At 70.5% G+C, this 14,366-nt stretch carries 11 protein-coding genes and 1 pseudogene; 5 read left to right on the plus strand and 7 right to left on the minus strand.

The genetic code is table 11. From position 1 onward, the window contains the following. Positions 1-9 precede the first annotated feature (9 nt). Positions 10-1,416 (minus strand): extracellular solute-binding protein, encoded by a 1,407-nt coding sequence (locus tag ABZ406_RS09145; protein WP_357757745.1) that lies wholly within the window; start codon positions 1,414-1,416, stop codon positions 10-12. Between the two features lie 293 nt (positions 1,417-1,709). Between ABZ406_RS09145 and ABZ406_RS09150 the strand changes: the two genes are divergently transcribed. From ABZ406_RS09150 to ABZ406_RS09160, 3 genes are all read left to right on the plus strand, one after another. After that, the gene (locus ABZ406_RS09150; protein ID WP_357757748.1) at positions 1,710-2,453 is read left to right on the plus strand and encodes a GntR family transcriptional regulator; all 744 of its coding nucleotides are present in this window, start codon (positions 1,710-1,712) and stop codon (positions 2,451-2,453) included. Positions 2,454-2,540: 87 nt separating this feature from the next. Continuing rightward, positions 2,541-3,110 carry a DJ-1/PfpI family protein gene (locus tag ABZ406_RS09155; protein ID WP_357757751.1) on the plus strand — a complete coding sequence of 190 codons (570 nt, stop codon included), beginning with the start codon at positions 2,541-2,543 and terminating at the stop codon, positions 3,108-3,110. Between the two features lie 70 nt (positions 3,111-3,180). After that, positions 3,181-3,954, plus strand: a complete 774-nt coding sequence (locus ABZ406_RS09160; protein ID WP_357757754.1) for an alpha/beta hydrolase — start codon at positions 3,181-3,183, stop codon at positions 3,952-3,954. 46 nt (positions 3,955-4,000) lie between these two features. Here the strand turns inward: ABZ406_RS09160 and ABZ406_RS09165 are convergent, their stop codons facing one another. The 5 genes and pseudogenes from ABZ406_RS09165 to ABZ406_RS09185 all read right to left on the minus strand — a co-directional run. Next, positions 4,001-5,344, minus strand: coding sequence for a M1 family metallopeptidase (locus ABZ406_RS09165; protein WP_357757757.1), 1,344 nt, complete (start codon positions 5,342-5,344; stop codon positions 4,001-4,003). Continuing rightward, positions 5,341-9,252: a Pls/PosA family non-ribosomal peptide synthetase gene (locus ABZ406_RS09170; RefSeq protein ID WP_357757760.1), complete on the minus strand. Its 3,912-nt coding sequence runs from the start codon at positions 9,250-9,252 to the stop codon at positions 5,341-5,343. Before ABZ406_RS09170 ends, ABZ406_RS09165 begins: the two co-directional genes overlap by 4 nt. Positions 9,253-9,562: 310 nt before the next feature. Beyond that, positions 9,563-9,757, minus strand: a complete 195-nt coding sequence (locus ABZ406_RS09175; protein WP_357757763.1) for a hypothetical protein — start codon at positions 9,755-9,757, stop codon at positions 9,563-9,565. After that, positions 9,754-10,260, minus strand: coding sequence for a nitronate monooxygenase (locus tag ABZ406_RS09180; protein ID WP_357757766.1), 507 nt, complete (start codon positions 10,258-10,260; stop codon positions 9,754-9,756). Before ABZ406_RS09180 ends, ABZ406_RS09175 begins: the two co-directional genes overlap by 4 nt. Before the next feature lie 37 nt (positions 10,261-10,297). Further along, positions 10,298-10,507, minus strand: a pseudogene (locus ABZ406_RS09185) (nitronate monooxygenase); the annotation flags it as partial. Positions 10,508-10,750: 243 nt separating this feature from the next. Here ABZ406_RS09185 and ABZ406_RS09190 point away from each other — a divergent pair. Continuing rightward, positions 10,751-11,059, plus strand: a complete 309-nt coding sequence (locus ABZ406_RS09190; protein ID WP_357757768.1) for a helix-turn-helix domain-containing protein — start codon at positions 10,751-10,753, stop codon at positions 11,057-11,059. After that, entirely contained in the window at positions 11,056-11,946 is an 891-nt protein-coding gene (locus ABZ406_RS09195) for a PhzF family phenazine biosynthesis isomerase (RefSeq protein WP_357757772.1), read from the plus strand. The genes ABZ406_RS09190 and ABZ406_RS09195 overlap by 4 nt, the downstream gene beginning before the upstream one ends. Before the next feature lie 70 nt (positions 11,947-12,016). On the opposite strand, the gene ABZ406_RS09200 is transcribed toward ABZ406_RS09195, so the two are convergent. Continuing rightward, positions 12,017-14,293, minus strand: coding sequence for a glycoside hydrolase family 44 protein (locus tag ABZ406_RS09200; RefSeq protein WP_357757775.1), 2,277 nt, complete (start codon positions 14,291-14,293; stop codon positions 12,017-12,019). Positions 14,294-14,366: the final 73 nt, after the last annotated feature.

The raw sequence follows: 14,366 nt of genomic DNA on the forward strand, positions 1-14,366 counted from the left end.
CGGGGGCACTCACAGTCCGCCGCCGCCCTTGCGGCTGCTGGAGTCGAGCACGCTCTGCTGTTCCTTGGCGATGTCGTCGAGCGCGTCCTTCGGCTTCTTCGCGCCGTTGAGAGCAGCGTTGACGTTGGTGTTCTCGATGTCGACGAGACGCGCGTACTCGGGCACGTTCCACATGTCCCGCATCCGCGGGACCGAGTCGGCGTACACCTTGTTGAACGGCCCGGCGTTGAGGAACTCGGGTGACTGGATCGCGTCCGTACGCGACGGCACGCCACCGGCCGCGGCCCACTTCTTCTGGATGTCAGCCTGCTCGAACCACCTCATGAAGTTCAGGGCCTCGGCCTGGTTGGCAGCGGCGGAGTAGGCGGACACGTGCATCCCCATGCCGCCGAGAGGGACCAGGTTCGTCTTCTGGCTCGGCAGGGTGGCGAAGCCCAGCTTGTCGAGAATCTGCTCCCGCGTGGTGCCGAGCGTCGACTGCTTCGGATCGAGCAGGCCGCCGCTCGCGGCGATCCAGTTGAACGCGATGCAGGCCTTGCCCTGGGCGACCGCGGCGTTCACCTCGTCGATGAACCAGTTGCCGGAGCCCTTGGCGGTCAGCGGCTTCATCTTGTTGACCAGGACGTCCATCGCCTCCTGACCCGCGGCATCGTTCAGAACACCGTTGATCTTGCGCGCCTTGGCGTCCCAGAGGTTGCCGCCGTAGACGCCGTTGACGGTGTTGTAGGTGACCGCCGCGGCGTCGGAGCCGTTGGCCTGGTGGAAGGCCAGCCCGCTGACGCCGGGGTTGTTCGCCTGGCACTTCTCGGCGGCTGAGATCATGTCGTCCCAGGTCTGCGGCGGCTTGTCGCCGATCAGGTCCTTGCGGTAGATCATCGTCCAGGTGTCGCCGAGCAGCGGCAGCCCGTAGAGGCTGGCGTTCTCGTCGCGCTTGCCGGTCTCCGCCTGGGGGTACTGGCCGTAGGCCGCCAGCAGGTACGGGTCATAGGCGGCGACGTCGATGTTGCTCTTGACGAAGTCGGTGAGGTCGAGGATGTTGCCGTTCGTCACGGCCTCGCCGATGTGTTGCGAGTCCAGGATCGCGAGGTCGAAGTCGGTCTTGCGCGCGGCGAACTGGGTGAACATCGCGTCGTGCCAGTTCGCGTTCGGTACGGTGTTGACCTTGATGGTCGCGTTCGGGCGTTCTTTCTTGTACTCCGCGTTGGCGAAGTCCTCCAGCGCCTGGGCGGGGGGCCAGTCGAACCAGATGAAGCTGAGCGTCAGCGGGTCCTTGGTGAGCTCGGGGATGGTCGCCGGCGCCTTCGGGGCGCTCGCCTTCGTGTCGTCGTCCTTGCTGTCGCCGCACGCCGTCACTGTCGTGGCCACCAGCAGCATGGCCGCCGTCGCCAGCTGCACCCGCCGACGGGGGGCGGACATCCGTCCTGTTCGCTTCAGATATCGCATCACTGCCTGCTTTCGGGTTGGGGACTTCTAGTGCCTCGCTATGTGCTTCGCCGAGCAGTTGCTGGGTTGTTCAGGCGCCGTGCCAGGGCTGTCGCGGGGGCCGGCGTCACGATCGGTTTGGAGCGCTGGCGGGTGGTTCCGCGATGGTGCAGGATGGCGAGCACCCGGCACTTTTCCTATACGATCGAGCGGGGCGTCAGCATCCCGCAGCGTTGTGACTGATGTCAACAGGTTCCCGAAGACGCAAGAAAGGACCTCACGTCACGATGGACGAGGAAGCGATGACCGGGCGGGGCAGACGGGCCGCGAACGGCGGAACGCCGCCGGGAAGGTCTGGCGGCCGGCTTGCCGACGAGGTGTACGACACGCTGCTCGGACAGCTGATGTCGTTACGGATCGAGCCGGGCTCCCGAGTCACGATCGACGTCCTGGCGCGAGAGTTGGGGGTCTCCCAGACGCCGATCCGGGACGCTCTGAACCGGATGGAGGCAGAGGGTCTGGTCGTGCGGGTGCCCCATGCCGGTTACCGCATTCCTCCCCAGATCAACCGTCACCGATTCGAGGACATGCTCGAGGTGCGCCTGCTCCTCGAGCCGGCGGCGGCGCGCCGGTCCGCCGAACGCGCATCCCTGGCGCAGGTTGCCGGCCTGCAACGAATGCTGGGGGAGATGGCGGAGTTGGAGGGGGGCAACGAGCCCCTGGCCTATGGCGCCTTCGGGCTCCGCGACGCCGCCTTCCACGACCTCGTCGCACTGAGCGCGGAGAACCAGGTCATCCGTGAGGCGCTCGCCCGCCTGCACAGCCACGTGCACCTTTTCCGGCTTCACCACGACACCCAGGTCACCCACCTGGCCATGGCCGAGCACGAGGAGGTCGTGGCCGCGATCGCCGCGCGTGACCCCGACGCCGCCGCGTACGCGATGCGTCGGCACATCCTGCGGTCCGGCGAGCGCTTCCGTCGATTGTTCGACGAGATCAAGGACGTGGACGCGGCGCCGGTAGAGGCTTGACGGGCGGGCGGGGCGGAGGAATGCTAGCCCAATCGGATCGGATTGGATCGTGTCCACCCCACCGCCACCAAACACGAGGAGAAGCAGGTGCCCCGAGCGCTGCTCCTGACCGGCGACGCCGCCGAGGAACTCGACACCATGTATCCCTACTACCGCGTGCAGGAGGGCGGTTGGGACGTCGACGTCTCGTCACGGACGCTTCGTGACGTGCAACTGGTCATCCACGAGTTCGACCCCAACTCCGACGCGTACGTGGAGAAGAACGGCCGGAAGCTGCCTGTCGACGTGCCGTGGGCCGAGGTCGACGTCGAGCGCTACGACGCCCTCATCATCCCCGGGGGACGCGCTCCCGAGTGGATCCGGGTCGACGCCGACGTCAGGCGCATCACCGAGCACTTCTTCGCACGCAATCTCCCCATCGCACTGGTCTGCCACGGCGCACAGGTACCAGCCGTGTACGGGCTGCTGAAGGGTCGGAAGACGGCGTGCTTCCCGCCCATCACCGGTGACATGGAGAACGCGGGCGCGACGGTCATCGACGCTCCCGACGTCGTGGACGGCAACCTCGTCTCCTGCCGGGGATGGCCCGACATGCCGCAGTTCGGCAGGGCGATGATGAAACTCTTCGCCAAGTCGGTCGACACCGCGTCGGCATGAGCGCACCCGGCCCGCCCCGGTGACCGCAGCACTTCGGACGGTCGACGTGGACGGGTCTCCCGTCCACGTTTTGGAGAGCGGCACCGGGCCCGCGGTGCTGATGCTGCACGGCTCCGGACCCGGCACGACCGGGTCCGGAGCCTGGGCACCGACGGCGCAGGCGCTGGGCACGTCCTGGTACCTGGTGGCCCCGGACCAGGCGGGGTTCGGCCGGACACCCGTCCCGGCGGGTTCCCGGGGTGGTCTCCGGCTGTGGACCGAGCAGGCCGCGGCCCTGATGGACACTCTCGGGGTCGAGACCTACGCCGTGGTGGGCCACTCGATGGGCGGTGCGGTGGCGCTGGCATTGGCGGCCGCCCGCCCGGAGCGGGTCACCGGTGTCGTGGCGGTCTCGACGATGGGCGCCCCCGGGGCGCCGCTGTCCGCCGATCTGGACGCGGTGTGGGCCGCCCCCGCCGGCGCGCTCGGGGCGCGGGACATGCTGAGTCGCCTCGTCCTCGACCAGGCGCTCGTGACCGACTCGGCAGTCGACGCCCGCGCGGCGGCGATGCGCGCAGGGGAGGCGGCGTTCGCGTCGTTGTTCCCTCCACCCAGGCCGCGATGGGTCGTCGACCTCACCCTCTCGCCGCGAACGCTGGCAGCGGTGCGCGTGCCAGTGCTGCTCGTCCACGGCGCCGAGGACCGGGTCACCCCGCTCGGGACGGCAGCCCAGCCCCTGCTCGAACACCTCACGGATGTCCGTCTGCACGTGCTCGACCGGTGCGGGCACGTGCCGGCGATCGAGCACCCGCAGGAGTTCAGGCGCCTGCTGTCGTCCTTCCTCCGCCGAAACCACGCCCACTGACGGCGGCGGCAGGTCGGCAGCCGATGTGGCACGGGCCGGCCCGCGGTCAGCGCGGCAGGCGCGGCAGCGTCGGGCTGTCGAGCCAGGCACCGAACAGGTCGTCCAGCGGTTCGCGGGCGAAGCGCTGGGCGTGCAACCGGAACTGCCCGGTCGTCACCGTCGCGTGTCGATGCTCGGCCACCCAGGCTCGCAGGAGCGCGAAGAACGACTCGTCGCCGACCCTCTTCCGCAAAGCGTGCACGGTGAGAGCGCCACGCTTGTAGACGAGCGGGTCGAACATCCGGTCGACGCCGGGATCCGCGACGACGACGGTGCGCGGGCGAGCCGCGACCCACGCGTACCACTGGGCGGCCAGGGCGTCTGTCGACTGGTCACCGCAGACACCTGACCACAGCCACTCGGCGTACGTGGCGAAGCCCTCGTTGAGCCAGATGTGGCGCCAGTCAGCCACGGTGAGGCTGTTGCCGAACCACTGGTGGGCCAGCTCATGCACGACAAGGCGTTCATGCGTGCGCCGCCCGTCGACGTGGTTCCGCCCGAAGACGGCCATCCCCTGCGCCTCGACCGGATCGTCGAGGTCGTCGTCGGCGACCACGACGACGTACTCCCGGAAGGGGTACGGCCCGAACAGCCGCTGCAGCGCCGACATGATCTCGCCGTGTCGGCCGAAGTCGTGGGCGACGTCCCTGCGCAGCGCCGGCGGGATGGCCACGCGTTGCACCACGTCACCGACGGCCAGATCCACCATCTCGTAGCGTCCGATCTGGACGCTCATCAGGTACGGCGAGGTGGGTTCGCGCCGCTCGTACACCCAGGTCGTGCCGCTCGCCCCCCGCCGCTGGAGCACCCGATCACCGGTCACCACCACGGTGTACGGGGAGGCGGTCGTGACAGCGACCCGGAAGGTGGCCTTGGCGCCGGGCTGATCGTCGCAGGGGAACCAGGACGGTGACCCGTTCGGCTGGCTGGCGACGAGCACCCCGTCGGTGAGCTCCTCCCACCCGAGTTCGCCCCACCGGCCGGAGATGGGCGTCGGCTTTCCCGCGTACCGGATCTCCACCCGGAAGGTGTCCTCGGCGCCGATCGGGCGCTCGGGTTTGATCTGCAACTTGCCCGGCCGGTGCAGGTACTTCGCGGGACGCCCGTCCACCCGGACGTCCTGAACGCGGAGGCGACCGAGGTCGAGGGTGAACCGGGACAGCGACTGGACGGCCACCGCGGTGATGTCCGCTCGGCCACCCAGACGGTTCGACGCGACCCGGTAGTCGAGGTCGAGGTCGTAGTGCCGCACCCGGTAGCCGCCGTTGCCGTGTTCGGGCAGGTACGAGTCGCCGGAGCGATCAGCGCCGGGCGTGGCACCGCGAGGCGTCGACGCCTTCGGGTTCGTCACGTCCGTGAAGCCGGCGCCGGCCAGGTGGTGATCGGGTTACCCCACCAGCGGCTGTCGCAGGGCACGGCGTCGCCGCGGGTCACCAACGAACCGGGCCCGACAGTGGTCCGCGCGCCGATGCTCGCGCCCGGCAGAACGATGCCGTGCGGGCCCAGCGCGGCGCCCGCGCCCAGCGTCACCTCGTCCATGCTCATCACACGATCATGGAACAGGTGGGTCTGCACCACACAACCGCGGTTCACCGTCGCGCCGTCACCGAGACGCACCAGGTCGTACTCGGGCAGCCAGTAGGTCTCCAGCCAGACACCCCGGCCGACCTTCGCGCCGAGCGTGCGCATCCACGCGGTCAGCAGTGGCGTGCCGGTCGCGAAACGGACCAGCCACGGCGCGGCAAGAACCTCGACGAACGTGTCCGCGAGCTCGTTGCGCCACACGAAGGAGGTCCACAGCGCGCGCTCGGTGACCCGGAAACGCCCGACCAGCAGCCACTTCGCGGCCGTCGCGATGGCGGCGGCGACGATCGCCGCGCCCAGCAGCACCGGCCCGCAGACGAGTGCCGCCACCCACCACCCGGCAGCCCGCCACACGAGCGCGAGCGCGGCCAGCACACCGACCGCCAGGGCACCGGCGCACATCACCGGCACGATCCGGCACAGCTCGATCGCCGCCCGGGCCAGCTTCAGCCGCAGAGGCGGATCGAAGGTGCGACTGGTGTCGGCCGCCTCCACGGTCCGGCGCAGCGGCATCGGCGGCGCGCCGAGCCACGACGAGCCCTTCTTCGCCTTGAACGGCGCCGACGACAGCACACCGACGAGCCCACGCTTGGGCACCGAACGCCCCGGCGCGGCCATACCCGAGTTACCGAGGAATGCCTGCTTGCCGATGCGGGCCGGGGCGACCCGCAGCCATCCGTGGCTCAGCTCGTACGTCGCGACCATCGTGTCGTCGGCCAGGAAGGCCCCGTCGGCGACGGTGGTCATCGCCGGCAACGCGAGCACCGTGGAGGCCTCCACCCCGCGCCCCACCTTGGCGCCGAGCAGCCGCAACCACACCGGGGTGAAAAGACTGGCGTACAGAGGGAACAACCCGACCCTGGCCATCCCCATCAGCCGCTCGGTCGTCCAGACCTGCCACGCCACCCGCCCCTGCACCGGGTGGTGCCCGGCGCGAAGGCCGATGCTGAGCGCCCGGACGGCCCCGAGCACCAGCAGCGCGTAGACCACCACGTAGGCGACGGTCCCCACCGCGACGGCGGCCAGCGCCGCGCCCACCTCCGGTCGGACGGTGAGCGTCCAGGCGAGCAGGGCGAGCGCCGGCAGGGTGGCCACTACCGGGACCAGCCCCAGCATCTGGGCGGTGATCCCGTACGCGAGCGGCCAGAGGCGTGCACCCGTCCGCGATCGCGGGGGACGCTGTGCGGGCCACCCGTCCGAATCCTTGCCAGCGGCGGCGGCCGGTGAGCCGGCCCAGTGCTGGTTCGCCGGTACGGCCCCCGCCACCGTCGAGCCCGCGGCGACGCGGGCGCCCTTGCCGATCCGAGCGCCGGGCATCAGGGTGCTGCGGGATCCGACCCGGGCGCCGGCACCGACGCGGACCCTACCGATGCGGACGACATCGCCGTCCACCCAGTGGCCGGACAGATCGACCTCCGGCTCGATCGCCGCGCCACGGCCGAGCTTCAGCAGGCCGGTCACCGGCGGAGCGGAGTGCAGGTCGACGTCGGCCCCGACCTGCGCGCCGAGGGCCCGGGCGTACGTGATCATCCAGGATGCCCCGGCCACACTCGTGGCGCCGGTCAGCTCGGCGAGGCGTTCGGCGGCCCACAGCCGTAGATGCACGGAGCCACCACGCGGGTAGCTGCCGGGGCGTACCCCGCGCAACAGCAGCCGCGCTCCCGATGCGGCCACGGCGATCCGGCCCGGAGGGCTGAACAGCACCAGCCAGCCCAGCGCCACCCACCACCAGGACACCACAGGTGCCCAGGGTGCCGGCGCGAGCACTGTCAGCACGTTGCCGAGGGTGGCCAGGACGGTCAGCCAGCGCAGCCCGACAAGCGCCAGCATCGGCACCGTCAGCGCGGCCTGGACCAGCCCGGCGCGCCTCGGCGTCGGCCGGACCTCCCGCCGCGTCGCCGCCGTGGTGTCGAGCGCGTCGAGCACGGCCGCGAGCCGCGACAGTTTCGGGTGCAGGTAGATGTCGGCCACCGACACACGTGGGTGCCGACGCCGGATCCACGCCACCAGTTGCGCCGCGTTCAGGCTGCCGCCGCCGTGGGTGAAGAAGTCGGCGTCCGCCCCGGTGGGGCGTACACCGAGAATCTCCGCCCAACCGCCGGCGAGCCATTCCTCCGTCGCGGTCAGCTCAGCCGCGGTGTCCTGCGGGGTGGCCAGCGGCCAGGGCAGCGCGGCCCGGTCCACCTTGCCGGACGTCCGGGTCGGCAGCGCATCCACCACGGCCAGCAGCGGCACGAGCGCGGCCGGCAACTGCTCACGGATCCGCAGCGCCGCCGCCGCGGCGTCGAACGTGACCTCGTCGTGCGGAACCACGTACCCCACCAGCAGTTGGTTGCCCGCGGCCGTGCGCTGCACCGCGGCGGCGGCACCGGCGACGTTCGGCAGCGCCTGCAGCGCGGCGTCGATCTCACCCAGCTCGATCCGGCGTCCGCCGAGCTTGACCTGCTCGTCACCGCGGCCGACGAACAGGAGCCCCTCGGGTTCCGCCCGGACGATGTCACCGCTGCGGTACGCCCGCTTCCAGCCGAGCGCGGGCAGCGCGGCGAACTTCTCGGCGTCCTTACCCGGATCCAGATAACGCGCGAGCCCCACCCCGCCGATCACCAGTTCACCGGTGTCACCCATCGCCACCGGAGCACCCGAGGCGTCGACGACGGCGAGCTCCCAGCCGACCAGCGGCAGCCCGATGCGTACCGGCCCCTCGCCGGTCATCCGCGCGGCGCAGGCGACCACCGTCGCCTCGGTCGGTCCGTACGTGTTCCAGACCTCCCGACCCTCGACGGCCAGGCGCTGCGCGAGCTCCGGTGGGCACGCCTCCCCGCCGAAAATCAGCAGCCGGACCTCCTCCAGTGCCTCGACGGGCCACAGCGCAGCCAGCGTCGGCACCGTCGACACCACCGAGATGCGCTGCTCGGCCAACCACGGACCGAGGTCGACGCCGCTGCGGACGAGCGACCGCGCGGCCGGCACCAGACACGCGCCGTGCCGCCACGCCAGCCACATCTCCTCGCAGGACGCGTCGAACGCCACAGACAGCCCGGCCAGGACCCGATCCTGCGGGCCGATCGCCTCACTGGCTTCGTCGGTGAGGAACAACCGCGCCTCGGCGTCCACGAAAGCCGCCGCCGCACCGTGGCTGACCGCGACACCCTTCGGGGTGCCCGTCGAACCGGAGGTGAAAATGATCCAGGCGTCGTCGTCCGGGCCGGGCCGGCCGACCCGGCCCACGGGGCTGCGGCGCACCGACACCTCCAGCCCGTCACCGAGCACCGCCACGACCCCCGCCTCGGCGAAGACGAGCTCGGCGCGTTCCTCGGGATCGTCCGCGTCGACCGGCACGTAGGCCGCGCCCGCCGCGAGAACACCGAGGATCGCCAGGTACAGCTCGCCCGTACCGGATGAGATCCGGATGCCCACGCGGTCGCCGGCACCGATGCCCTGCGCGGAGAGCGACTCCCGGACGGCCGCGACCGCATCAGCCAGGTCGCGGTACGTCAGCGTGCTCGCGCCGCTGTCGAGCGCAACCGCATCGGGGTACGCGCGCACGGAGTCGTCGAAAATGTCGACGAGCGTGCGGCGGGCCGAGGCCGGGGAGGATCGGAACACCGCAGGGACAGTCGGTGCGGTAGCTGTCGGCGGTAGCGCGACCACCTGAAGTTCACTCGTCACGGGCACCCGGCGTTCACCATTCTCTCCGACGGATCGGCGTCGACCAGGCGTGTGCGGTACGCGGACCGGCCCTGGGCAGCGCTCAACGCTACGTCGCGGTCGGCGCAAAGTGCCGGACAAGCGACGGCTTCGTGTCCACCACCACAGTTCACGCCCTGGTTCATCGCCGCCGTTGCGCGTCAACGGTGTTCCGGCAGGCGGCGGGAAGGCGACCCTGCCCGCCACGGTCCGGGCTGGCGATCAAGGGAGGCGATACCGCGTGCCCAGGTCTGGTTTTCCGACGGCGACCTGCGTGCTGTCCACACGCACCGGAGGATCAGGCAGGCCGCCTCCCCGCAGCCGTAGCCGCACGGTGGGGCTCGGCCGGGTCCAGGTTGTGGTGCAGCGACCAGCGGTCCCAGATCCGGCGATTTGCGGCGTACGAGTCCACCAGAACGCCGTCAACGTCGAACGGCACGGCGGTGCCGCTGTGGTCGTCTCCGCTGGTACGAGCGGGGGAGGTCTCGGTCACCGAGCCTCGTCTGCCGATCGAGTCGTCCGCTGCATCTGCTCGATGACGTTCACGGTCTGCGCTGTGAGTTCATGGATGAGCCGCCCTGCCTGTCGCACGTCCCGGACGAGCTCGACCGATTGGCCGGCGTACATTGCCATGTCCGCCAGGTCGCCGGTCATGCCGGGTAGGGGCATCAGATCCTCGTACCGGTAGTGGGCCTGGCCCTCGCTGTCGATGGCGACGACGTCGCCTTCGTCCGGCCGCCCTGGCGCTTGAGGTGGACCGGCCAGTTCCCACCGTCGGAGGGTCGAATTTCGCAGTGCGCGGTGCGCGGCGTCGGGCCATCCGCCGTCGAAGCATTGGGTGTGGACGGTGTCTTCGGCGGTGGCAGCGACCAGGCTCTGCCGATACACCTGGTGGGTGAACGCTTCGGTGGACGCCAGGAAACGCGTGCCCAGCCATGCGCCCTGTGCGCCGAGGGCCAGAACGGCGGCAAGGGCCGCGACCCTCGCTGATGCCACCGGCGGCCATGACCGGAATCGGGCCCACCGCGTCGACGACTGCCGGCACCAGAACCATCGTGGCGGTCGTGCCGCGAACATGACCTCCGGCCTCCCAGCCCTGCGCCACGATGACGTCGACGCCGCAGGAGGCGGCGTGCACAGCCTCCCGCACGCTGCCGACGGTGTGCATGTGCAACGCACCGGCGGCGCGGATCTGTCGGCTGACGGTTCCTGGATCACCCCAGAAGGTGGAGATGACCGGCAAGTTCGGGCACCGCCGCAGAGCCTATCGGCGCCTGCACCACCGGCACGTCGACACCCAGGCGCTCGCACAGTGGGGTCCGCAAGGTGAACGTCATGTCCGCCTGACTCCCCGCGCTTCGGAATTCGAATCATCAGTGAGGAGGTACCGTATCGGAAATAGAAGCACCAGGGGAAGTGGGGCAAGAATATGGCAGCGCCGAGGCCGGGAAACCCGGCTCGCGGGTCGAGCACCGGCCGCCCCTTGATGGCGGCGCTCGACCTCTTCGGTCGTCGGTGGAGCTTGCGCATCGTCTGGGAGTTGCAGCGCGGGGCACTTGGCTTCCGCGCGCTGCAGCACCACTGCGACAACATGTCGTCAAGCGTCTTGCGGCAGAGGCTGACCGAGCTGATGGAGGCGCGCATCGTCATGCAGGAGCCGGACACCGCCTATGCCCTCACCGAGCTCGGACAAGGTGCCTACCGAGCCCTGCGCCCCCTCGTCCGGTGGTCGGACGAGTGGGCTCGCGCACTCGGCCCCGGCGACCCGGTTACCGAGCCGGAGAGCCCGGCATGACGGGAAGCATCGGCAACGACGTGACAATTGTCGATGCCTGCACGCGCGGCGGTGAAGGTGGTAGCCCTACCGCCGTGCTCGTCGATGACGTCACGTTCAGCGACAGCACGCGGCGCGCGATCGTCAGGCGCGCCGGCACCTCGCACGCCGCCTTCGTCGACCCGGACTCGGGAACCACGCCCACTGTGCGGTTCTTCACCGCATCGGGGGAGCTCACCAACTGCGGGCACGGCACGATCGCCGCCCAGGCGTTCCTGTTGCACAGCCGCCGGTTGAGGGCACACCGCCTCCGTCAGCGGACCGGCGGCCGCACCTTCGACACCACCGCCGTCCAGCGCGACAACGGCATCGAGGTCTGGTTCGACCAGGGCCCGGTGGAGCTGCGGAGCTGCACTGCCGCGGCACGTGACAGCCTCCTCGCCGCTCTGGGCATCGGTGTGGACGACCTGGCCGTTGACGACGTCCCGTGTGTCGCCTCACCGGGTACGCCGCGCCTGCTCGTACCGGTCAGAACGCCGGCGATCCTGCTCTCGGTTCGTCCTGATCTGCGTCGGCTCGCAGCCGACTGCCGCCGCCTCGGCTATCTTGGCTGCTTCGTCTATACGCTCGACCCGAACCGAAACGCGGGGGCCGCGCGGATGTTCGCGCCGGCGATCGAAGTCGGCGAGGACGTCGTCAACGCCAACAGCACAGGGTGCCTCGCCGCACACCTGTTCGCGACCCGCGGCCAGCGCGGCGTCGACGTGGAGCAGGGGCATGCCGCCGGCCGTCCCTCGTCGGTCTTCGCCACCGCATCCGGCACCACGCAGGGCATTTCCGCCAGGGTGGGCGGGATGGCGACGATCCGGTCCCGTCCCACCGACACTGTCGACGGAGACGCCTCCTGACCGAGCCGGCCGGAGCGCAGCGGCGCCCCGGCCGGTCCGGTGATCTGGTGCGGAGGAGGGGTCTCTCAGGTCACCCGCAGCGTTGACCGTTGACCGTGAAGGCCGCTGGCGCCGGGTTGGTGCCGCTCCACGTGCCGTTGAAGCCGATGCTCGTGGACGCGCCGGGGGCGAGTCTGCCGTTCCAACTCATGCTGTCCGCGGTGACGCTCGTACCGCTCTGTTTCCAGGTGGCCGACCATCCCTGGCTGACCTTCTGGCCGGCGGTGGGGAAGTCGAAGGCGAGTTTCCAGCCGTCGATCGCCGTGGTGCCGGTGTTCTTGATCGTCACGGTCGCGGTGAAGCCGCCCGGCCAACTGTTCGCCGCGTAGCCGACAGTGCAGCCACCGGTCGGGGCGGTGGGCGCGGTCCGCACGGTCAGGCCGGGTGAAGGCGCCGAGACGTTGCCCGCCGCGTCGCGTGCGGTCACCACGAAGGTGTACGGGGTGTCCGGCGTCAGCCCGGTCACCGTGTACGTGGTGCCGGTGGCGCTGCCCACCTTCACGGTGCCGGTGGTGTCGACCCGGTGCACGTCGTAGCCGGTGACGGCGGTGTCGTCGGTGGACGGCGTCCAGGTCAGCGCGACGCTGTCGCCGGTGATCGTGCCGGCGGTCGGTTTGCCCGGGACGGTCGGGGCCTGGGTGTCGCCGGGCGTGGTGCCGCGCGGCAGCACCAGGTGGGTGATGGAGTTGGCCGGGAAGGTGGCAGTGAGGCCGCCGGCGGCCACCGGAAGGTCGGCCTCCCGGACGACGCCGGTGAGGTCCGCCGCGCTGTACCGGTAGACCTGGGCGGTGCTGGCGGAGGCCCCGGTGAGGGCGACCGGGCTGGTCAGGTCGTCGCCGGTCTTGTTGACGACGACCACTGTGAGAGCCTTGTCGGCGCTCCGCTCGGCGGCGTACACGGCCAGTTTGCCCTGGTCGGCGCTCGTCGCCCGGACGGAGGTCTCGCCGAACGCGCCGCCCTTGCCGTCGTAGTTGCGGTAGACGCGGAAGGCGTTGGCCACCGGTTGGTCGGCAGTGGGTGCGGTCCAGAGGGTGGCGAGGTCGAGCCCTTCGCGGCCGAAGATGCCGAGGACGTCGGCCTGGGCCAGCGCGCCGTTGAGCGAGCCGAAGCCGCCCCAGTTGTACTCGGTCATCGCGACCTTCGTGCCCGGGTAGTGCTGGTCGACCAGCTCGCGCAGGCGCGGGATGAACCGGACCGGGCTGTTGATCCAGCTCTCGTCCACGTAGGTCGGGTCCCAGAGTTGGCGGGTCGAGCGCAGTCGCAGCGCCTGGGTGTTGGCGTCGCCGGCCGCGTCGCCGAGCACGCCGGACTGCTGCGGGTAGAGGTGGACGTCGAAGTAGTCGAGGATGCGGGTGCCGTGCTGCTGCTCGTACTCGCGCATCCGATCCAGATACCACGGGCCGAGGTCCTGGCCGCCGTGCGCGGCCTTGTCGGGCGGGTTCGACCAGCAGCCGGTACGCGAGCAGGTGTCCTGGTCGAGGCCCGAATAGAAGATCGAGTTCAGGCCCCAGCCGACGGGACCGAGCGTCTTCGCGCCGGGGTCGGCGGCTTTGATCGCGGCGGCGTACTCGTAGGTGCGGTCGCGTAGCTCGTCGTAGCCCATCCCGGTCGGGCGGACGTCACGGTGGGTGGATTGCCACAGGTCCGGCTCGTTGTCCAGGTTGTAGAACTGGACCCCGCCGTTGGCGGCGGCCCCGAACTGCCCCTTGAGGTGGTTGACGAAGTCGGTGACGTAATCCGGGCCGACGGCGACGCTGGTGTCCTTCGGATCGTTGCCGGTGACGAGTGACCCGTCCGGCTTCTTGCCGTTGCCGCAGTCGGGCGCCCACTGGTCGGTGGACTCCTGCGGGCCGTACTTGGCGACGCTGAAGCCACACGCCCGCGACCGGTCCTTGGCGATCCAGCCGAGCATCGGCACTGTCATGACCGTTGCTGCGCCGGTGGTCTTGTTCTCCTGCACGAACCGGTCGGTCTCCGAGCCTTCGGGGAGGTCGCCGGGATTCGTGTTGTCGTTGGGAATGTTCTCGAAATACCAGTCCGACGCGCGGTTGGTGGTGTCGACCCGGAAGTTGTAGCGGGTGGTGGCGTTGCCGCCGTAGCGGTGCACCGGCAGCCGCAGGTCGCGAGCGAGGGCCTGGTCGGCGAAGTTCATGCCGTAGACGTACGGGCTGATCGTGTGTCGGGCGGCGGTGGTGTCCACGGCAAGCGCTGGGCCGGCTGCGGCGAGGGCGGGTTCCGGCAGGGCCAGACCGCCGAGGGCGGTGGCGAGCACGACCGGGAGTAGGGCGGTGGTGGGACGCACGAGCATTCCTCTCTAGGATAGAAGCTCGACGATGGGAGCGCTTCCATAGCGTTGCGCCTTCCCGGCCGTGAGTCAACGA

The organism is Micromonospora sp. NPDC005710 (genome assembly GCF_040630995.1).
In the GTDB taxonomy this organism is placed as follows: domain Bacteria; phylum Actinomycetota; class Actinomycetes; order Mycobacteriales; family Micromonosporaceae; genus Micromonospora.

What these genes read in the sequence shown, in the direction of transcription:
- ABZ406_RS09145 (WP_357757745.1), bottom strand. Translation starts at nt 1,416, where the DNA reads ATGTCCGCCCCCCGTCGGCGGGTGCAGCTGGCGACGGCGGCCATGCTG.
- ABZ406_RS09195 (WP_357757772.1), top strand. Translation starts at nt 11,056, where the DNA reads ATGACGGGAAGCATCGGCAACGACGTGACAATTGTCGATGCCTGCACG.
- ABZ406_RS09150 (WP_357757748.1), top strand. Translation starts at nt 1,710, where the DNA reads ATGGACGAGGAAGCGATGACCGGGCGGGGCAGACGGGCCGCGAACGGC.
- ABZ406_RS09200 (WP_357757775.1), bottom strand. Translation starts at nt 14,293, where the DNA reads ATGCTCGTGCGTCCCACCACCGCCCTACTCCCGGTCGTGCTCGCCACC.
- ABZ406_RS09190 (WP_357757768.1), top strand. Translation starts at nt 10,751, where the DNA reads ATGGCGGCGCTCGACCTCTTCGGTCGTCGGTGGAGCTTGCGCATCGTC.